At 69.5% G+C, this 18,807-nt stretch carries 17 protein-coding genes and 1 tRNA gene; 2 read left to right on the forward strand and 16 right to left on the reverse strand.

Going from position 1 to position 18,807, the window contains the following annotated elements:
• Positions 1 to 29 precede the first annotated feature (29 nt).
• The gene (locus IEW07_RS09045) at positions 30 to 1,037 is read left to right on the forward strand and encodes an NADP-dependent oxidoreductase (RefSeq protein ID WP_188536405.1); all 1,008 of its coding nucleotides are present in this window, start codon (positions 30 to 32) and stop codon (positions 1,035 to 1,037) included.
• Here IEW07_RS09045 and IEW07_RS09050 read toward each other — a convergent pair.
• From IEW07_RS09050 to IEW07_RS09075, 6 genes are all read right to left on the reverse strand, one after another.
• Entirely contained in the window at positions 1,027 to 1,728 is a 702-nt protein-coding gene (locus tag IEW07_RS09050; protein WP_229741691.1) for a haloacid dehalogenase type II, read from the reverse strand. The genes IEW07_RS09045 and IEW07_RS09050 overlap by 11 nt on opposite strands.
• A gap of 16 nt (positions 1,729 to 1,744) precedes the next feature.
• Positions 1,745 to 2,434 carry an HAD family hydrolase gene (locus IEW07_RS09055; protein ID WP_229741692.1) on the reverse strand — a complete coding sequence of 230 codons (690 nt, stop codon included), beginning with the start codon at positions 2,432 to 2,434 and terminating at the stop codon, positions 1,745 to 1,747.
• A 63-nt stretch (positions 2,435 to 2,497) separates the two neighbouring features.
• Entirely contained in the window at positions 2,498 to 4,105 is a 1,608-nt protein-coding gene (locus IEW07_RS09060) for a M28 family peptidase (RefSeq protein WP_188536407.1), read from the reverse strand.
• Between the two features lie 147 nt (positions 4,106 to 4,252).
• The gene (locus IEW07_RS09065) at positions 4,253 to 5,641 is read right to left on the reverse strand and encodes an outer membrane protein assembly factor BamB family protein (protein WP_188536409.1); all 1,389 of its coding nucleotides are present in this window, start codon (positions 5,639 to 5,641) and stop codon (positions 4,253 to 4,255) included.
• Positions 5,642 to 5,722: 81 nt separating this feature from the next.
• Complete coding sequence (locus IEW07_RS09070; protein WP_229741694.1) at positions 5,723 to 7,399, reverse strand: M28 family peptidase; 1,677 nt, start codon at positions 7,397 to 7,399, stop codon at positions 5,723 to 5,725.
• Positions 7,400 to 7,623: 224 nt separating this feature from the next.
• Positions 7,624 to 9,195 carry a M28 family metallopeptidase gene (locus tag IEW07_RS09075; protein ID WP_188536411.1) on the reverse strand — a complete coding sequence of 524 codons (1,572 nt, stop codon included), beginning with the start codon at positions 9,193 to 9,195 and terminating at the stop codon, positions 7,624 to 7,626.
• A gap of 239 nt (positions 9,196 to 9,434) precedes the next feature.
• Here IEW07_RS09075 and IEW07_RS09080 point away from each other — a divergent pair.
• Positions 9,435 to 9,511 (forward strand) — tRNA-Pro (locus tag IEW07_RS09080).
• Between the two features lie 92 nt (positions 9,512 to 9,603).
• Here IEW07_RS09080 and IEW07_RS09085 read toward each other — a convergent pair.
• From IEW07_RS09085 to IEW07_RS09130, 10 genes are all read right to left on the reverse strand, one after another.
• Positions 9,604 to 10,194 carry a thymidine kinase gene (locus IEW07_RS09085; protein WP_188536413.1) on the reverse strand — a complete coding sequence of 197 codons (591 nt, stop codon included), beginning with the start codon at positions 10,192 to 10,194 and terminating at the stop codon, positions 9,604 to 9,606.
• Between the two features lie 293 nt (positions 10,195 to 10,487).
• On the reverse strand, positions 10,488 to 11,360 hold the full coding sequence (locus tag IEW07_RS09090; RefSeq protein ID WP_229741696.1) for a type II secretion system F family protein: 873 nt from the start codon (positions 11,358 to 11,360) through the stop codon (positions 10,488 to 10,490).
• A gap of 38 nt (positions 11,361 to 11,398) precedes the next feature.
• On the reverse strand, positions 11,399 to 12,334 hold the full coding sequence (locus IEW07_RS09095) for a type II secretion system F family protein (protein WP_188536415.1): 936 nt from the start codon (positions 12,332 to 12,334) through the stop codon (positions 11,399 to 11,401).
• Entirely contained in the window at positions 12,334 to 13,674 is a 1,341-nt protein-coding gene (locus IEW07_RS09100) for a TadA family conjugal transfer-associated ATPase (protein ID WP_229741697.1), read from the reverse strand. The genes IEW07_RS09095 and IEW07_RS09100 overlap by 1 nt, the downstream gene beginning before the upstream one ends.
• Positions 13,675 to 13,766: 92 nt before the next feature.
• Positions 13,767 to 14,969, reverse strand: a complete 1,203-nt coding sequence (locus IEW07_RS09105) for a CpaE/TadZ family protein (protein ID WP_188536419.1) — start codon at positions 14,967 to 14,969, stop codon at positions 13,767 to 13,769.
• Entirely contained in the window at positions 14,966 to 15,706 is a 741-nt protein-coding gene (gene cpaB, locus IEW07_RS09110) for a Flp pilus assembly protein CpaB (protein WP_188536421.1), read from the reverse strand. The genes IEW07_RS09105 and cpaB overlap by 4 nt, the downstream gene beginning before the upstream one ends.
• A gap of 12 nt (positions 15,707 to 15,718) precedes the next feature.
• Complete coding sequence (locus tag IEW07_RS09115) at positions 15,719 to 16,687, reverse strand: pilus assembly protein TadG-related protein (RefSeq protein WP_229741698.1); 969 nt, start codon at positions 16,685 to 16,687, stop codon at positions 15,719 to 15,721.
• Positions 16,684 to 17,064, reverse strand: coding sequence for a TadE/TadG family type IV pilus assembly protein (locus tag IEW07_RS09120; protein WP_188536425.1), 381 nt, complete (start codon positions 17,062 to 17,064; stop codon positions 16,684 to 16,686). Before IEW07_RS09120 ends, IEW07_RS09115 begins: the two co-directional genes overlap by 4 nt.
• 79 nt (positions 17,065 to 17,143) lie before the next feature.
• The gene (locus IEW07_RS09125; protein WP_188536427.1) at positions 17,144 to 17,341 is read right to left on the reverse strand and encodes a Flp family type IVb pilin; all 198 of its coding nucleotides are present in this window, start codon (positions 17,339 to 17,341) and stop codon (positions 17,144 to 17,146) included.
• Positions 17,342 to 17,570: 229 nt separating this feature from the next.
• Complete coding sequence (locus IEW07_RS09130) at positions 17,571 to 18,266, reverse strand: prepilin peptidase (protein ID WP_188536429.1); 696 nt, start codon at positions 18,264 to 18,266, stop codon at positions 17,571 to 17,573.
• Between the last annotated feature and the right edge of the window lie 541 nt (positions 18,267 to 18,807).

Below are 18,807 nucleotides of genomic sequence, written 5' to 3' on the forward strand. Positions count from 1 at the left end.
CTCGCCCCTTCGACAGACCTGGAGAACAGATGACCCAGCCCACCCGCAGCCGACAGATCGTCCTCGCCTCCCGCCCGAGCGGGGCCCCCACCGCCGAGAACTTCCGGCTCGAGGAGGTCGACCTGCCCCGCCCCGGCGCCGGACAGGTCGTGGTGGCCAACCGCGTCATGTCCGTGGACCCCTACATGCGCGGCCGGATGAACGACGTCCGCTCCTACGTCCCCCCGTTCCAGCTGGACGCCCCGCTCGACGGCGGGGCCGTGGGCGAGGTCGTCGCGTCGGAGAGCCCCGAGGTGCCGGTCGGGACCACGGTCCTGCACGGCGCCGGCTGGCGTGAGCACGCGGTGCTCGACGCCGGCGCCGTCTCCGCCGTGGACCCCGCCCTGGCGCCGAAGTCCGCGTACCTGGGCGTGCTGGGGATGCCCGGCCTCACCGCCTACGCCGGGCTCATGGCCGCCGCCCGGTTCCAGCCCGGGGACACGGTGTTCGTCTCGGGAGCCGCGGGGGCCGTCGGCTCCATGGTGGGCCAGATCGCCCGGCTCAGCGGCGCCGCGCGGGTCGTCGGCAGCGCCGGGTCGCCCGCGAAGGTCGCCCGCCTGCGGGAGCTCGGCTTCGACGCGGCCTTCGACTACCACGACGGCCCGGTGCTGGAGCAGCTGCGGCAGACGGCTCCGGAGGGCATCGACGTCTACTTCGACAACGTGGGCGGCGAGCACCTCGAGGCCGCCATCGCGACCCTCAACACCCGTGGCCGCGTCTGCCTGTGCGGGGCGATCTCGCAGTACAACGCCACTGAGCCCCCGGCCGCGCCCCGGAACCTCGCGCTGGCCATCGGCAAGCTGCTGTCCCTGCAGGGCTTCCTCGTGGGCGCCCACCAGGGCATGGCCCCCGAGTTCCGGGAGAAGATGGCCGGCTGGCTGGCCGCAGGCGAGATCAGCTGGGACGAGACCGTGCGCGAAGGCCTCGAGAACGCCCCGCAGGCCTTCATCGACCTGCTCGCCGGGGCGAACACCGGCAAGATGGTCGTCAGTCTCTGAGCCCGGGCGCGCCGCCGGTCAGACGGTCCAGCAGCTGCGGCACCCCCGACACGCGGAGGTCGGGGGTGCGCGCGTACACGGGCCAGGGTGCGCCGTGGCGGTCGATCCACGCGGTGCGCATCCCCGCCCGGGCCGCGCCGTGGAGGTCCCACGGGTGCACGGCGACCATGACCGTCCGCTCGAGGGGCACGTCCCAGACGCCGCCGGCCCACGAGTACGCCTCCGAGGACGGCTTCCAGCACGGCGCGTTCTCCACGGAGAGCACGTGCTCGAAGTGCTGCCCCACTCCCCCGCGCTCGAGCAGGCCCTCCGCCGTGGCCGCGGAGCCGTTGGTCAGGGCCGTGAGCCGGTAGCCGGCCGCGACGAGCGCCTCGATGCCGGGCGGGACGTCGGCGTGGACCGGCAGCGCCTGCACCCCGTCGAGGACGCGCTGCACGGCCGCGTCGACGTCCCCGTCCGGCCGGTGGAGGGCGAACAGCCCGCGGGCCGTCTCCCGCCCCAGCTCGGCGAACGGCCGGGCCTCGCCGTTGACGGCGAGCGCGAAGCCCTCCCGGAGCACCGCCGCGAACCACGTCTCGGCGAGCAGCCCGGGCACGCCGAGCTCCTCGAAGACGCCCCGCAGGGGGCGCATGTCGGACAGCGTCTCGTTGACGTCGAAGACGAGGAGGGGGCGTGGGGCGTCGGTGGGCACAGGGCTCTCCTGGGGGTCAGTCGCCGGCGAGGAGCCGGGCGAGCGGGCTGTGGTCGAAGTCGTCGAGCAGCGCCTGCGGGTCGGCGTACACGGCCACGGCGCCGGCCTCCCGCAGCTCGCCCTCGCTGATCCCTCCGCTGGTGAGGCCGACGGTGTCGAGGCCGAGCTCGCGGGCGGAGACGACGTCCCACCGGGCGTCGCCCACGACGATCGCGTCCTCAGCGCGCAGCCCGCCGGCCTCGAGGGCCGCGGCGAAGATGTCCGGGGCGGGCTTGCTGCGCTCGGCGTCCGTGGCGGTGGTGACGGCGGTGAGGACGTCGTCCGTGCCGAGCGCCTGACGCATGGCCGCCACCTCCGTCGCGTTCGACGACGACGCCAGGACCACGACCAGGCCGGCGTCGGCGCACCGGCGCACCAGCTCCGCGGCGCCCCGGGTGGGCTTGAGCCCGGCCCAGTGGACGGAGAACAGCGAGCCGTGGGCGTCGCCGATGGACTCGTCCTGGTCCCGGTCCCGGTCGGCGGGCAGCAACTCGTCGATCAGCTGCTCGGAGCCCATGCCGATGAGCCGGTGGATCCGGGCCATGGGGACGTCCCAGCCCTTCTGGTTGAAGGCGTGCCACCAGGCGACGGTGTGCAGGTAGCTGGAGTCGATGAGGGTGCCGTCGACGTCGAAGAGGACGCCCCGAGGGGAACCGGTGCGGGTCATGCCGTCCAGCATCGCACTGATCAGCCTGCTGATCCATCGTGGCGCGGCCACCGGGCCCGGCTGTCAGCCGGCCGGGCCGCGCCTTCTCCGCCGCACCACCAGCAGGGTCGTGAGACCCACCGCCCCCACCGCGAGAACGCCCAGGAGGGCCGCCAGCGGGCCGTCGGCCCCGGGCCCGGCGAAGGGCGGAGCCGGGTCCACGCCGCCGTCGGCGGACGCCGCGTAGCGCAGGACCACGGCGGCCGCGGCGTCGCTCATCTCCTCGAGGCCCTGGAGGTCGATGTTGGTGATGTCGTCGCAGGCCCGGTGGTAGCACGGGTCGTAGGGCTCGCCGGCCCGGCCGTCGAAGCGCCTCGCCTCCCGGCCGCTCATCGTCTCGTCGGCGCCCGTGTACAGACCCCCGACCGGGATGCCGGCCTGGAGGAACGCGACGTAGTCGCTCTCCCCGTCGAGCTCGGTCTCTCCCGACGTCAGGCCCACGGCGTCGAAGTACTCGTGGAAGGCTTCCTCGATCGCGCCGGACCCGGCCGGGGCATCGAGGGAGTCGTGGTCCCCGTATCGGGAGCCGTCGCCGTCGTAGACGAAGCGGCCGGGATTCGCCGACCCGATCATGTCGAGGTTCAGGTACGCCGCGACGCTCTCGAGCGCGGCCGGGTCGCCGGCGGCGAGATCCGCGACGTAGTGGCGGGATCCCAGGAGGTCGATCTCCTCGCCGCCCCACCAGGCGAACCGGACGGTGTTCTCGACCTCCGTGTCCGCCAGCACCTCCGCGACCGCGAGGACGGCCGCGGAGCCGGAGCCATTGTCGTTGATCCCGGGGCTCTCCGGGTCGCCGTCGAGGTGGGCGCCGAGCAGCACGGTGTTCCCGGGGTCGCCCGCGGCCGTCTCGGCGATCACGTTGTAGGTCTCGCGCATCTCGGAGACGGTCTCGGCGGTCACGGACACCTCCTGCGCGTCCAGCAGCTCGACCCCGGCCTGGTGGCTCAGCCCGATCACCGGCACGGTGACGGCGCCCGGTTCCTCCAGGGAGCCCCTGACGGGCCGGTCGTGGCGCCGCTCCCCGGAGCCGAAGACGAGCACGGCGGAGGCGCCGGCCGCCTCCGCGTTGGCGGCCTTCCGCGCCGAGGAGCACTCGCCCTGCTGGACGAGGGCGACGCTGCCCGGGTCGAAGTCCTCGAAGTCCCCCGACTCGCAGCCGCTGGTGCTGTCCCCGGGGGAGCCGTCCGTGTCCACGGCCTGCAGCCGGCCGGTCACCTCGCCGGAGACGGAGTAGGCCAGCACCGCGACCTCCCGGGAGGGCAGGCGGGTGCGCGCGCCGTCGCCGGCGACGGTCGCGACCGTCGCCGGGGCGACCACCTCGAAGTACGGCACGCGGAACGTCTGGAGCCGCGGGTCGTAGCCGGCCTCTCGCAGCGCGCCCACCACGTGGTCGACGCTCGCCCGGTAGCCGCTCGTGCCGGAGGCACGGTTGCCGTCGTGGGCCTTCGCGATGTCGTCGAACGCCTGCAGGTGGGCCCGCAGCCGGTCGGCGGAGACGGCCTCCGTGATCCGGCGCGTGGCGTCGTCGAGCTGCGCGTGGGCGGGAAGCGCTGTGCCGGCGGTGACGGCGATCGAGAGCGCCGCCGCGAGCGCGGCGGACCGCCACCAGGGACTGTGCCTGCTGCGGACCATGTCTTCCTCGGGGTCGGAGGCCGGGAGGGCCGTGACCGGTGCGCCGCCGCCGGGCCGGCGACCGTGTTCGCACAGGCAAGCACGTGGTCCAGGACCCGTCAACACCCTGCGCTCAGATGTCCCCGGCACCGGTCGTGGCACCCGCGCTCAGTCGTGGCGGACGGACTGCCACACGGCCGTGCCGATCACCGCGGCGGCGATGACGGCGACGACCAGGGCGCCGCCGATGACGAGGCTCAGCAGGCTCCGGGCGCTCCCGTTCGTGAGTGCGGCCAGGGGCACCACGTGCACCCGGCCGTCGTGCCCGCCGGCCAGGACGGCGTTGTCGACGACCACGGGACCGGCCGGGGCGAGCGGCTGCTGCGAGACCTGCTGGGCGCCCAGCGGCCGCCCGGTCCCGGCCTCGAGAGCGCCCAGCTCCCCCGTGGTGGTCGTGTAGACCACCGTGCCGTCGACGACGGCGGGCGCCGCCTTGACGGGCCCGGAGTCGGTGGACCACAGCTCCTCGCCGGTGCGCAGGTCCAGCGCGTGGAGCCGCTGCGTGGTGGGGCTGCCCACGTGGACGACGCCGTCGGCGACCACCGGGGCTCCCGCCTTGCTGTCGGCCACGAACGGCCCGTCCCCGAGCAGCACCTCCCAGAGGGGTTCGCCCGTGGCGGCGTCGACACCGTGCGCCCAGTGCTCGAGGCGCTCGGCCGGGACGACGTCCCGGTGCGAGGTCGTGACCACCACTCCCCCGGACACGGCGGGCGGCACGTCGTCGAGCCCGGAGTCGGCCTGCGGCAGCGGCGTCTCCCACGCCATGGCGCGCGCCTCCATGTCGTAGGCGACGAGCTTCGGCTCGGGGCGCAGCCCGGCGGTGTAGAGCACGCCGTCGGCGGCGGCGGGGGCGGCCTTGCTCATGAGCGAGCCGACGTGGACCTGCTCGATCCCCTCCCCCGTCGCCGCGTCGATCACGTGCAGGCGGCGGTCGCCCGCGGCGGCGTGGATCCGCCCGTCGTGCAGGACGGGCGTCGGCATGACGTGCCCGTCCACCTCGTACTGCCACTGCTGCTCACCGGTCGCGGCGTCCAGCGCCAGCACCCCGCCGGGGCCGTCACCGCGGCGGCCGTCCTGCCGCTCCTCGCCCCGGTCCCCGTAGCCCACCCAGACGGTGCCGCCCGAGACGATCATCTCGGAGTGGATCCGGTGGGGGGCCTCCGCCCGCCACAGCTGCTCGCCGGTGGCGAGGTCGAAGGCGTGCAGGGTGCCGCGGGTGCCCGCGTACAGCCGGTCGCCGAGCACCACGGGGGTGGAGCGGACCTCGTCCGGCAGGGCGAAGCCGTCCTCGGTCGGGTCGACCGAGCCGTCGGTGGCGATCACGGGGTTCTTCTCGGGGGTCAGCCGGTACTGGACCCACTCCCGCGGGGACGGCACGGGGGCCTCGGCCGGCGCCGCGGCGGCGCCGGCCGCAGGGAGCCCCGTGGCCGCGGCGGGGCCCGCACCGAGCAGCAGCGCGGCGGCGAGGAGGAGGGAACGGCGGGGTCGACCGGTCATGATCTCCCATTGTGACGCGCAGGGACGTCGTCGTCGCCGGTTCCCGCCTCGGAAGTCCCCCGGAGGGCGACGGTCCCGTCCTCAGCCCTGGGGCTGGTCCCCGGCGTGGTGGTCCAGGCCCTGTCCCTGGTCCTGGCCGCCCGGCTGACCCGTCGCTCCCGGGTCCTGCGGTGCTGCGGGCTCGCCCTTCCCGTTGACGTCGTGCGTGGACGTCGCGAAGCGCACGACGACGGCGGCGGCCGCGTCGGCCATCTCGTCCAGGCCCTGGCTGTTGACGTTGCTGATGTCGTCGCACGCCTGGTGGTAGCAGAGGTCGTAGGGGATGCCGGCCCGCCCGCCGAACAGCGCGGCCTGCTCCACGGTCTTGCGGCCCTCGGCGCCCGTGAAGAGGCCGCCGGCGGGGATGCCCTCCGCGATGAACGGGCCGTAGTCGCTGCGGCCGCTGAACTGGGTCTCGCCCGAGGCCAGCCCCACGGAGCCGAAGTACTGGTGGAAGGCGGCCTCGATCGCGCCCGAGCCGGCCGGGGCCGTCACGGTGGTCTCGGGGGTCCCCGGGGTCGTGGGGGTCGCCGGGGTCGCCGGGACCTTGACGGGGGCGAACGCGGAGTGGTCGCCGTCGTAGACGAAGCGGCCGTAGTTCGGGGAGCCGATCATGTCGAAGTTCAGGTACAGCGCGACGTCCTCCAGCGCGGCGGGGCTGGTGGTCTTCAGGTCCGCGACGTAGTGCTTGGAGCCGAGCAGGCCCGACTCCTCGGCGCCCCACCAGGTGAACCGCACCTTGTTCGCGGTCGTCGTCCCGGCCATGGCCTCGGCGATGGTCAGGATGCCGGCCGAGCCGGAGCCGTTGTCGTTGATCCCCGGGCCCTCCAGCACGCTGTCGAGGTGGGCGCCGACCACCACGGTGTTCCCGGCGTCGCCCGAGGCGGTCTCGGCGATCACGTTGTAGGTCTCGCGGTTCTCGGAGATCACCTGCGTGGTGACGGTCACCGTGCCGCCGGCCAGCAGCGCGGTGCCCGCGGCGTAGCTGAGGCCCACCACCGGCAGCGTCGTCGCCTCCGGGGTGACGAGGCTGCCGTTGACGACGCCCTCGTTGCCCTCCGTGCCGGAGTTGAAGATCAGGACCGCGGACGCGCCGGCCGCCTCGGCGTTGTCGACCTTCTGCGCGAAGGGGCAGGTGCCGCGCTGCAGGAGGGCCACGCTGCCCGCCGTGAAGCCGGCGAAGTCCTCCGCCTCGCACCCGCTGGTGCTGGGTTCCCGCGACCCGGTCGTGTCCACCGCCTGCACCGGCGCGGTCACGCTGCCGGAGCCGGAGTACTCCATGATCAGGGCCTCAGCAGGGGTCAGCGTCCTGGGAGCGCCCTCCGGGCCCGGGACCACGACCTTCGTGGGGGCGGCCTCCTGGAAGTACGGGAACGTGAACTTCTGGACCCGCGGGGCGTAGCCGGCGGCGCGCAGCCGGCCGACCACGTAGTCGGCACTGGCCCGGTAGCCGGGGGTGCCCGAGGCCCGGTTGCCCTGGTTGGCCGTCGCGATGCCCTGGAAGACCTCAAGGTGGGACATCACCCGCTCGGCGGAGACCGCCTCGGTGATCGCCGCGGCGTCGGCGGCGGCCGGTGCGGGGCCTGCTGCCGGGCTCGTGACGGGCGCGGCCACCGCGCTGGGCACGGTGAGCGTCAGGGCGCCGGCCAGCGCGGCGACGGCGGTCAGGCGGCGCTGATGGTGGTGCCGCTGTTGGCGGTGGTGCTGGTGCTGGGACACGGGTCCTCCCGGGGCAGGGGCCGATCGGGGGCTCGACCGTGGTCGATTGGTGTTTCCAGCCCTGCTGTTTCCCGCTCTGGTGCTTCTGGCTCTGACCAGGCGATACGCACAGGGTTCCAGCTCACCGCCGCGGGATCAATGATTCGGCACCTTTTGGGAAAGGGAACGGCCCCGCCGGGGCGCGTGCGCGCCCCGGCGGGGCCGTTCCGTGGTGCCGCTGCCGGTCAGGCGGTCGCCTGCTCGGCCCGGTGCTCGTGCGGGCCGTGGCCGCGGTCCTTGCCCTTGGGATGGCCCGTGACGCCCTTGCCCTTCTGCCGGTAGGGCTCGCCCTCGCCGTTGACGTCGTGGGTGGACATCGCGTAGCGCAGGACGACGGCGGCCGCCGCGTCGGACATCTCGCCCAGGCCCTGGACGCTGACGTTGCCGATGCTGTCGCAGGCCGTGTGGTAGCAGGAGTCGTAGGCCTGGCCGGCCTCGCCGCCGAACAGCGCCGCCTGCTCCTCGGTCTTCACGCCCTCGGCGCCGGTGAAGAGACCGCCGGCCGGGATGCCGACCTCGATGAACGGCCCGTAGTCGCTGCGGCCGCTGAATTCGGTCTCGCCCGAGGCCAGGCCCACGGAGCCGAAGTACTCGTGGAACGCCGCCTCGATCGCCCCGGAGCCCTCCGGCGCCTCCGCGGAGACGTCCGGGCCGAAGGCCGAGCCGTCGCCGTCGTAGACGAAGCGGCCGTAGTTCGGGGAGCCGATCATGTCGAAGTTGAGGTACAGCGCGATGTCCTCGAGCGCGGCGGGGTCGTTCTCCGCGAGGTCGTAGACGTAGTGCTCGGCGCCCAGCAGGCCGAGCTCCTCCGCGCCCCACCAGGCGAAGCGCACGTTGTTCTCGGTCTTCGTCTTGGCCATGGCCTCCGCGATGGCGAGGATGCCCGCGGAGCCGGTGCCGTTGTCGTTGATCCCCGGGCCCTCCGGCGCGCCGTCGAGGTGGGCGCCCACCATGACGGTGTTCGCGGGGTCGCCCGTGCCGGTCTCGGCGAGGACGTTGTAGGTCGTGCGGGTCTCGGAGACGGTCTCCGCGGTCACGGACACCTCCTGCGCGTCCAGCAGTTCGACGCCGGCCCGGTAGCTCAGCCCGACCACCGGCAGGGTGGTGACGCCGGGCTCGCCCAGGGTGCCGTTGACGACGCCCTCGCTGCCGTCCAGGCCCGTGTTGAAGATCAGCACGGCCGACGCACCGGCGGCCTCGGCGTTCGCGGCCTTCTGCGCGAAGGAGCAGGTGCCGCGCTGCAGGAGGGCCACGCTGCCCGCCGTGAAGCCGGCGAAGTCCTCCGCCTCGCAGCCGCTGGTGCTGACCACGCGGGCACCGGTGGTGTCCACGGCCTGGACCGGGGCCGCGACGTTGCCGGAGCCGGAGTAGGACATGATCGCGACGTCCTCGGTGGCCAGGGTCGTGCCGTCCGCCGTGACGGTGGTGGGGACGACCTCCTGGAAGAACGGGAAGCTGAACTCCTGGACCTCCGGGGTGTAGCCGGCGGCCTGCAGCTTGCCGACCACGTAGTCGACGCTGGCCTGGTAGCCGGGAGTGCCCGAGGCACGGGTGCCGTCGTTGGAGTCCGCGATCCCCTGGAGCGCCGTCAGGTGGGAGAGCAGCTTCTCCTCGGTGACGGCCTGGGTGATCTTGAAGGTGGTGTTGTTGTTGCTGCTGTCGCGCGTGGGGGCGGCGACCGCGCTCGACGCGGTGAGCGTCAGGGCGCCGGCGAGTGCTGCCGACGTGATCCAGCGGCTGGGCTTGCGAGCGGACATGGGACCTCCTGGTGAGCGACGGCCGGGGTGTCCGGCCGTGACGCGTTTCACAGTCATCGTGCCGATGACAAGGATTTGCATATGCTCACAGGCAGGTTACTGGTCGGTCAATAACTTTTGTCCATGTTTTTGGGGACGTGCCACCGACTCCAACACGCCCGCGAGGATCCGATTTCGCACCCGCGCAGGGGGATGGCTATGATGGAGCAGTTGTTTCCGGCAGGACGCCGGATGCTTCACGGGATGTGGCGCAGCTTGGTAGCGCGCGTCGTTCGGGACGACGAGGTCGCAGGTTCAAATCCTGTCATCCCGACCAACAGCAGAAGGCCCCGGACCGATCGGTCCGGGGCCTTCTGCATATCCGGGGTCTCTCCCGCACGACGGGCTCCGCTGAGTGCCGGGCTCGGCTCAGTTCAGCCGGCCGCCGGAGTGCTCCAGGTAGCAGGCGGCGCACATCGACTCGTAGGTGACCTCCACGCCGTCGATCGCGACCTGGTCCCCCTCGAAGACGAACTCCCCGTCGATCAGCCGGGCGTTGAACATCGCCTTGGAGCCGCAGCGGCAGATCGTGCGCAGCTCCTCCACCGTGTGGGCGATGCTGAGCAGCCGCGCGGAGCCGGGGAAGACCTCGGTGCGGAAGTCGGTGCGCAGTCCGTAGGCGAGCACCGGGACGCCGTCGAGCACGGCGATCCGCAGCAGGTCGTCGACCTGGGCCGGGGTCAGGAACTGGGCCTCGTCCACCAGGAGGCAGTGCACCGGGCCGTGCTCCTCGACGGCTGCCCGGAAGAGGTCGCGGGCGGGATCGCCGGCGTCCAGCAGGAGGTCGACCTTCCGGGACTCCCCCAGCCGCGAGACGACGGTGTCCGCGCCCTTGGAGTCGATCGCCGGCTTGGCGACGAGCACCTTCTGGTCGCGCTCCTCGTAGTTGTGCGCGGCCTGGATCAGGATGGTGGACTTGCCCGAGTTCATGGCGCCGTGGCGGAAGTAGAGCTTACCCATCAGGCGGTCCCGGGGCGCCGTGACGAGGGCATGGGGGTGGTCATGGTGGTTCTCCTGGAGGGGTCGTGCCGAGCGCCCGGGGCACGGGGATGGTGCCGGAGGCTTCGAGAAGACCTTACGCTCGCGCGGCGTTGTCCCAGGACCATGGTCCTCGTTTCACTTGGAGAGCATCTGGCCACAGCAAGATTTCAGTGCCTGAGTCCTGCGGCAGTGGCTCCGATGGATGTCCTTGGCCCCGCTTGTCGTGAGCCTTTCGCCGTCAGGGACGAACAAGGCTCATGCCTCCGCGCTGATCAGAAAAGTTCCATGGCTCCCAGAACCACAGGACCCATGATGGCGATGAGGAGCACGGGCAGGATGAGCAGCATGAGGGGCATGACGATCTTGACAGGGATCTTCATCGCTTGTTCCTCGGCTCGCATCCGCCGCTTGAGGCGCATCTCGTTGGCCTGGGTTCGCAGCACGGTACTGATGGAAATGCCGTAGACGTCCGCCTGGATGACCGATCGGGTGAAGGCTCGCAGATCCGGAACATTGGTGCGCTCCTCCAGGGCCAGGTAGGCCTCCTTGCGAGGCATCCCCACGCGCATGTCCTGGAGCGTCCGGAGGATTTCCTCGGCCAGAGGACCCTTGCCGTTCTCCCCGGCTCGCGACATGGCTGATTCGAAACCCAGGCCGGCCTCGACGGCGATCATCATCTGGTCGAGGGTGTCGGGCAGCTCCAGTCCGATGGCCTTCTGCCGTTCGATTCCTCGGCTGTAGAGCAAGAGGTCCGGAACGAAGTACGCCACCCCGGTGAGGACGATGACAAGTGCCAGCATCCGCCCGCCAGGGCTCACACTGAGGAGGAACAGCCCGAAGAGGAGACCTGCCCCTGCCAGGAGGGGCTTGAGTGCAAGAAGCCGGGAAAGCGGCCACGCGGCGGGACGACCCGCGAGCGAGTGCAGCCGGTCGAGACGCGCCACGCCCTTGGGGGTGGTCAGGCGCCGGGCAAAGCCCAGTCCGGAACCTCCACGGCCGTTCTCCACGACGACGTCCGCGGTCAGGCCTCGGCCCAGGTTGTCGCGGATCTGACGGGTCGAGGATCCGGCGGTGGTCAGCACTGCCCACATGGCGAGGACCAGTGCGGCGGCGAGGGCGCCGCTGGCAAGAGTGAGGGGCGACAAGACAGTTCTCCTGGGTCAAATTCGGAAGTGGTCGGGCATCAGAACTTGAAGCTGACGATCTTGCGCATCCACAGTCCGCCGGCGGTCAGCATGAGCAGTCCGAGAATGAGCAGCCCATAGCCGTAGATGCTGTCGAAGAACGGCTCGATGAACGGAGGATTCATGATGGTGATGACGGTGGGCACGATGAACGGCAGGGCCATGAGAATGTACGCGGACATCTTGCCCTCCGCACTGAGCGCCTTGACCTGTCGTCGGATCTGATTTCGCTCACGAATCGTCTGGCCCACCTGATCCAGAACCTCAGCCAGGTCGCCACCCACCTCGCGGTGGATGCCGATGGCCTGCGCGACCCAGCTGAAGTCCTGGTTGTCCATCCGCTGCGCGGTCTGCTCAAGCGCGTCGTTGAGATCTCGACCGAGTCGGTTCTGGTTCACGACCCGAGCCAGCTCATCCGTGGTGGGAGCCTGCGCCTCCTTGGAGACGGCGTCGATGGCACGAAGCAGACTGTGACCCGCCCGGAGACTGCCTGCCAACAGCTGCAGGGTGTCGTCGAGCTGGTCAGCGAAGGCCCTCTGCCGTGCACCCAGCTTGATCGTCAGGAAAATCTTGGCCCCGAGGGGTGCCAGCAACAGCATGACCGCGCCAAGCAGCGGTCCGCCGAGAAGAACCCCGAAGAGCGAAGCAATGACTGCGGCGCCCGCGACCAGGACGAGAAAATCCGCAGGCGCGGCCCGGACCCCCGCACGGTCCAGCGTGTCCGCGATCGATCGCGTCCACCCGTACCGGTTGAGGGTGTCCGTGATCGCATGAGTGGTGATTCCCGTGACCCGGCTCAGCACCGACGGTGGAGCATCGTCACTCCGAGGCAGTCGGCGCCTGTCGACGGGAAGCCGCGGCGTGGAAGACCGGAAAGTCACGAACATCAGGAGCAGAAGGGCTCCGAGCAGAAGCAGGATTCCGAAGGGCAGCATCAGCGGGACCGTCCCGTGGGGATCGACGTCTCGAACACCCTGGGATCCACGTGGATCCCCAGTTCCTCGAAGCGGTCGATGAATCTCGGCCGGACGCCGGTCGAGACGGCCTTTCCGAGGAATCGACCGCTGGCGTCCACGCCGGCGCTGTAGTCGAAGACGAACGCGTCCTGGAGGGTCACGATCTCTCCTTCCATTCCCTGCACCTCGGTGATGTGCGTGATGCGGCGTGTTCCGTCGCGGAGACGGGTCAGCTGCACCACCACATCGATGGCCGAGGCGATCTGCTCGCGCACGGCACGCAGCGGAAGATCCATGCCCGCCATCAACACGAGTGTCTCCAGACGGGCGATGACGTCGCGCGGGGAGTTGGCGTGGATGGTCGACAGAGAACCGTCGTGGCCCGTGTTCATGGCCTGGAGCATGTCCAGGGCCTCACCACCACGGCACTCGCCGACCACGATGCGGTCGGGCCGCATACGGAGCGAGTTCTTGACGAGATCGCGGATGCCGATCTCCCCCTTGCCCTCGATGTTGGCCGGCCGGCTCTCGAGCCGGACCACGTGCTCCTGCTGCAACTGCAGCTCGACGGCGTCCTCGATCGTGATGATCCGCTCGTCGTGCGGGATGAACGAGGACATCACGTTCAGCAGCGTGGTCTTGCCCGTACCTGTTCCTCCTGAGATGAGGATGTTCAGGTGTGCCTTGACGCAGGCGTTGAGCAGCTCGGCCATCTCGGGGCTCATGGAGCCGAACCGGACGAGATCGGCGACCTTCAGCGGATCCGCGGCGAACTTTCGGATGGTGAGCGACGATCCGTTCACCGCCAGAGGCGGAATCACCGCGTTAACACGGGACCCGTCTTCGAGGCGCGCGTCCACCAGGGGCGAGGACTCGTCGATGCGGCGCCCCACCTTCGAGACGATCTTCTCGATCACCCGGCGCAGGTCCTCCTCGGACTTGAACTGGGCGTTGCTGAGGTGCACCCGTCCCTTCTGCTCGATGAAGATCTGCTCGGGTCCGTTGACCATGATCTCCGTGACGCTCTCGTCGTCGAGGAACTGTTGCAGGGGCCCGTACCCCAGGACGTCGTCGCTGATCTGCCGGACAAGCCGTTGCCGCTCCTCGGTCGTCAGGGGCACCTGCTCGGCGTCCACGATCTGGGCGAGCTCCTCACGGGCATACGACTGCAAGGTCGACTCCGTCAGGCCGGCATCGCTGAGCCTGCTGCCGATCCGTTCGAACAACGCCTCCCCCACACGCTGCTTCAGCGCGGCGAGGGCGTCGGCCTGCGGCGCGGCCGGTGCGGACGCAGGGGCGGGCACGGACGCGAACGCCATATTCTCCGCGCCTGTAGAGACCGACTCGGTGACGGGCTCGGGCTTTGGCGGTGCTTCGACACCGCGGGCAACATTGAGGCGGTCGGAGAGCTTCACTGGAGCACCGCCCGCCGGTGAACGGCCGTGCGCGGCTCCAGGGTCCTGGACGGATCGAATCGTGCCACCAGGCCGTTGAGTGCCTTTGCGGCCTTGTCCCGCGATTTCTCCTGCAACAGGGGCTCACCTTTGTTCGTCGAGTAGGGCACGGCCTTGGAACGGGGCACCACCACGTCCACTGGGGTACGAATGGTCGCCTCCACGTCCTGGACGGAGAGTCCGCTGACGCGGTCCGCCATGTTGACCACCACGTGCCGGCACCCGGGGAGCATCTGCAGCTCGCTCAGGACGTCGAGCTCTTTCCGCAAGCCCCGGACGCCCGGGACGTCCATGCCGGAGAGGAAAACTACGTCGGTCGCTGCTTCCAGCGCGGCGAGCGTGTGCTCCCCGAGCCCGGGGGCGGTGTCGATCACGACGAACGCGAACTCGCTGGCCAGCTGCTCCAGCATGTGGCTGATCTGGTCCGCGGTGATGCGGTCAGCCTCGGCGGGCGACAACGGCGTGCACAGGGCATAGATCGAGGCGGAGTGGACGCTGAGAAATGCTTTGAGCACCATCGTGTCCTGCGCCGCAGCACCCGTCACAGCATCGGAGAGCGTGTGCTCCGGCACGAGGTTCAGCACCGAAGCCACGTCGCCGAACTGAACGTCCAGGTCCACGATCACCGTGGACATGGGGGCCATCCGACCGAGCCCGATGGCGAGGTTGGCGGCGATCGTCGTCTTGCCGACACCGCCCTTGGGCGAGGTCACCGCTATGACGCGGCCGCTGGGGCGGGAGGAAATGGGTTCTTCCGGCACGAACCCCCGGCGCCGGCTCTCCGCGGCATGGCAGGCCCGCTCGAGCATGACGCGCATGAGGTCGGTGTCCGCCTGAGGTTCCAGGAGATCGCGGATACCGGCTCGCATGGCGGCCAGCGCCAAATCCGGGTTCGCTTCGGCCACGAGGATCACACTGATCTCCGGGTGCTGGACGTCGAACACCGAGGCCAGTCGAAGGGCGTCGTTCGGGTGGACGCCAGGACCGAGCAACAGCACCTGAGGCAGCTCGGTGACCACTCGTTGCAGGAGTTCGCCAGGAGTCTCTGGGAGCTGGGTGTTGTAGACGGTCTGGACGGAACCAGGAATGCGCCCCGCGATGGCGGACTGGATGCGCTGTTCGAAGTTCGTGTCAGAGGTGACGAGAAGGAATCTGCTCATTTGAAAAAGTCCTCCATGGTGACGCCGGAGTCGTTCTTCTCGACGTCTTCCGGTTCGTTGGACAGCCAGATGGTGCCGAACTCGGCCGCAAAGACGACCTTTTCGGCCTCGGCGGCGTTGAGGGCGAGAGTTGCCAGCAGCGCGCCCTCGGGGACGACAGGTGCGTCCGCAGCCGGAGCTTTGCCCTCCGGTTCCTCCGCCGTCGCTGTGGGAGCACCTTGAACACTGGTGACAAGCACCTCGTGGTAGACGAGTTCAGTAGCCTTTTTGCCGTCAGGGCCTTCGTCGAAGGAGGCGAACACTCCCACGGTGTCGCCGGCCTTCACCTGGCCACCCACAACACGATCCGCACTGAGCTGGACAGTGACCTCGTGGAAGCCCTTGGGCAGAGCCACGGTCCCGGGCTCCTGGAGGGATTGCAGGTCGACGAGCCGGCTGGCCAGCACCTGCTCTCCTGGCTTCAAAGTGACCGCCGTGACGCGGTCCTTGAACTCGGACAGGTCGTTCACGGCGTCGCCGGAAACGGCCTTCATCGGAAGCTGCTCCTTGGTGAGATGCTCCTCGAGGTCGGACACAGGGGTCTCAGCCGGCACCTCGGTGGCCACCACGTAGACCTCCTTCGTCTCGAGGCCCTGGAGTGCACGCTCGTCGGCGGCGGAAACGTAACCGGCCACGAGCAGGGCACCGACCACTGCGAGGACCACGGCCATCACGGCGGCAAGAACACGAACTTTCACGGGATGATCCTTCTACTCGGTCAGGGCGACGACGGTCGCGCCCAGATCGGGCCCGCCGACGGTGAAGCCGTCGTCCAGGGTGGTGAATTCGACGAACTCGCCGATGATGCCGTTGCAGCTGCCGGTGCAGGAGCTGTCGGGGACGCCGGTGATGCCGGTGTTGTTCACCGCATTGTGGGGGAAGCGCCACCCGTAGATCTTGAAGGCCGCCCATCCGCGGATGTGGTAGTAAGCACCTGCGCCAATGCCACCGAGTTCGTCGTAGACGGGCAAGAGCACCGTCTCCCCCACCAAGGAGGCATTGAGAACGGACGTCGAGCAGTCGCCAGGAATGCTGGCTCCAGTACTGCCCGAGACTGTGGAGTCGCTGTTGACGTAGATTTCACAGGCACCCGACGGTGTGCTCAACCAGGAGAAGTTTCCTGGCAGAGTCTGACCTGACGGGCTAGGGCTCACGCAGTCGTCGGTGTCGACTCCATGGGTCTCGATGACCTGGATGCCGCCGCCGAGCATGCCGTCGAACACGCAGTAGGAAAAGGCGAGCGGCAGCATGGCCGGTCCCCCAGCAGGATTTCCCCAGGCCGCCGTCGAGGTCGCCGAAACGGTCTCCTCGTCGATCCCCATCAGAGGGGCGAACATCAGCGCGAGCGAGCCCGTCCCGCCGCTGTCCCGGGTGGTCGCCCGGACCCGAACCGATGTAGGGGTGGGGAATGTCGGTGCGTCGACATTGGCGGCGCTGTCCTTGGCGTTCGAGTTGGCGAAGGTCTGAGCAGTCGCGCCCGGATCCCCGCAACTGCCGATGGCACAGTCCTGCGCGATGGCCAGCGCCGCGGCATCGCTCCCGCTCTGCAGTTCAGCTCGTTCCGCATAGAGAGCGCCGGTGTCGACGGCGACTGCAGCTGCGCCGAGCAGGACCACCAGCGACAGGGCGACGATCACGGAGATCCCCCCGCGCTCTCCGCGCCGCAACAACTGGATCATCCGCCGCATCGCATGGCCGCCGTTCCTCGAATGGTGACCCCGGTGCCGAAGAATCCCGACACGAAGTCGTGGTTGTGCAGAATCGTGACCGTGGCAGTGTTGCCGGCGGTGCAGTCTGTGGGCGTCACCGCGATCTCGCCGGCGGTCAGTGCCGGAGTGAGCGAGGGCGCTGCTGCAATGGCCGTTGTCCGAGCAGCGGCGGGATCGTCCTGGACTGCCATGGTCCGTACCGCTTCCCGAGCGGCATGGGTGACGGAAATCTGTGCATTGAAAGCGAGCCCCATCTCGACAATGCCCAGAAGAATAGTGAGTAGAAGCGGAACGGCGAGTGCGAACTCGACCGCCACAGCTCCGCGTTCGGAACGAATACGGCTCATGGTCCCCTCCTTCGAGCCGGAACGTGCCGCGCCGCGGCGCCCCCGCAGGGGACGCCGCGGCGCGATCTGGATCCTGCGATCAGGGAAGCTGGGCGATGATGTTGTTCATCATGGTGGTGAACGCCGGCCCGAGCAGCACGATCGCGGTGATGAGCACCATCGAGACGAGGCCGATGAGCAGGCCGTACTCGACAGCGGTGGCGCCCTTCTCCTCGCCGGAGAGGCGGGCCTTGGCGTCGCCGAAGAGGGTCTGGAGGGTGATGAAGAGAGGCAGCATGATTACTCCTAATTCAATGCGAGAGAGTGATTAGAAAAGGTCCGTCAGCTTTTGTCGGTATTGCCTTGCGGCTCTCCCCGTACCGGGCTGCTGACCTGTAAATGAGATTAGCTGTCGCACACTCATTCCAGCAAGCATTTCTTTGCATGCACTTCGGGGGACGTCGAAAACCGTCACGCGACCAGGCAGCAGAGCGCATTCATCTGCATCGGACCGACCTGGAAGAGACTCAGTAGAACGCCGGCAGCAGGTAGTTCCGCGCCAGCCCTTCTCCCCAGAGAACCGCCACCATGGCTCCCACCAGCATCGATGGTCCGAACGGCACATCACTGCGCAGACCACCCCGCCGGGATGCCAGGACGACGAGTCCCACCACGGCCCCGACGACGGACGCCAGCACCGCTCCGACGAAGACCGTCCCCCACCCCTGGAAGCCGAGGAATGTCCCCAGAACGGCGGCGAGCTTCACGTCACCCATTCCCAGCCCCGCCGGCGAGATCAGCGCCAGGATCAGGTAGACCACGAAGAGCACCAGCCCGCCGAACAGGGCGCGTACCAGAGCGCCCCAGTCTGCTTCTCCCGCGGCAGCAAGCGCCAGGAGCACGGTGCCGATGCCGAGAGCCGGCACCACCACTGCATTGGGCAGGAGCCGGTGCCGGGCGTCGACGACCGTGAGCACCACCGCTACGGCAGCGAAGAAGAAGTAGGCCGGCAACTGCCAGGACAGTCCGAAATGCATGGACACAATCACGAAGAGACCTGCCGTAACCAGTGCGAGGAGCAGCCCGGAGGGGGCGGACCTGGCATCCTCCCCGGATGGGCTGTGGCGCACGACGATGCCGGGCAGAAGGGAGCCCACGAGGAGACCGATCAGGCCTGCGACCACCACCAACCAGGCCGGCACTGTCTGTGCGATGAGCTCCACGACTGCTCCTTCGATCTCCGACCCCTCGAGGGAAGCCTCTCTCCACACGTCCCCCATTTAGGGGTCGTTTCACAGTCCAGAGAGTAGCCGAAGAAAATGCCCTATAGGTGTTTCAGCAGGCCATAAGCCACTCACAGAAATAGGAGTGCTTCGGAACCCAAAGGGTTTTGCGAGACGGGGACGCCGAAGAGCGTAAGCCCTGATCCCTGGAACAGAATTCACGAAAAGTCAGCACCCTGCGCATTCCATGCTCCTGGCAGACCTCCAAGGAATCACAGAAATGTGGCAATACTGCAGACCTGCGCCTCCCCTCGAAACTCAGAGGCTGGTCAGCACCTCGAGCGCCGCGCCCAGCCTGTCCCAGGACATCCGCCCGCTCCTCGCTAGCCAGAGCCTCGCTCACGGAGGGGAGCAATGCGACCTGCGCCAGCTTCCGGTACGTGGCCGATGTCGGCGCGAGGCCGAGCCCGTGGATCGGCCGGCTCCAGCAGCTCCCGCACCCGGTGCCCGGCGCGCTCGAACTTCCAGGCCGACGGCGCCT

Origin of the sequence: Kocuria dechangensis (genome assembly GCF_014636775.1) — a bacterium.
Classification (GTDB): Bacteria; Actinomycetota; Actinomycetes; order Actinomycetales; family Micrococcaceae; genus Kocuria; species Kocuria dechangensis.

Bases quoted from the DNA above. Each gene is read 5' to 3' on its own strand.
- IEW07_RS09045 (WP_188536405.1), top strand. From the start codon at position 30: ATGACCCAGCCCACCCGCAGCCGACAGATCGTCCTCGCCTCCCGCCCG.
- IEW07_RS09055 (WP_229741692.1), bottom strand. From the start codon at position 2,434: ATGACCCGCACCGGTTCCCCTCGGGGCGTCCTCTTCGACGTCGACGGC.
- IEW07_RS09060 (WP_188536407.1), bottom strand. From the start codon at position 4,105: ATGGTCCGCAGCAGGCACAGTCCCTGGTGGCGGTCCGCCGCGCTCGCG.
- IEW07_RS09065 (WP_188536409.1), bottom strand. From the start codon at position 5,641: ATGACCGGTCGACCCCGCCGTTCCCTCCTCCTCGCCGCCGCGCTGCTG.
- IEW07_RS09075 (WP_188536411.1), bottom strand. From the start codon at position 9,195: ATGTCCGCTCGCAAGCCCAGCCGCTGGATCACGTCGGCAGCACTCGCC.
- IEW07_RS09085 (WP_188536413.1), bottom strand. From the start codon at position 10,194: ATGGGTAAGCTCTACTTCCGCCACGGCGCCATGAACTCGGGCAAGTCC.
- IEW07_RS09095 (WP_188536415.1), bottom strand. From the start codon at position 12,334: ATGCTGCCCTTCGGAATCCTGCTTCTGCTCGGAGCCCTTCTGCTCCTG.
- IEW07_RS09100 (WP_229741697.1), bottom strand. From the start codon at position 13,674: ATGGCGTTCGCGTCCGTGCCCGCCCCTGCGTCCGCACCGGCCGCGCCG.
- IEW07_RS09105 (WP_188536419.1), bottom strand. From the start codon at position 14,969: ATGAGCAGATTCCTTCTCGTCACCTCTGACACGAACTTCGAACAGCGC.
- IEW07_RS09115 (WP_229741698.1), bottom strand. From the start codon at position 16,687: ATGATCCAGTTGTTGCGGCGCGGAGAGCGCGGGGGGATCTCCGTGATC.
- IEW07_RS09120 (WP_188536425.1), bottom strand. From the start codon at position 17,064: ATGAGCCGTATTCGTTCCGAACGCGGAGCTGTGGCGGTCGAGTTCGCA.
- IEW07_RS09125 (WP_188536427.1), bottom strand. From the start codon at position 17,341: ATGCTGCCTCTCTTCATCACCCTCCAGACCCTCTTCGGCGACGCCAAG.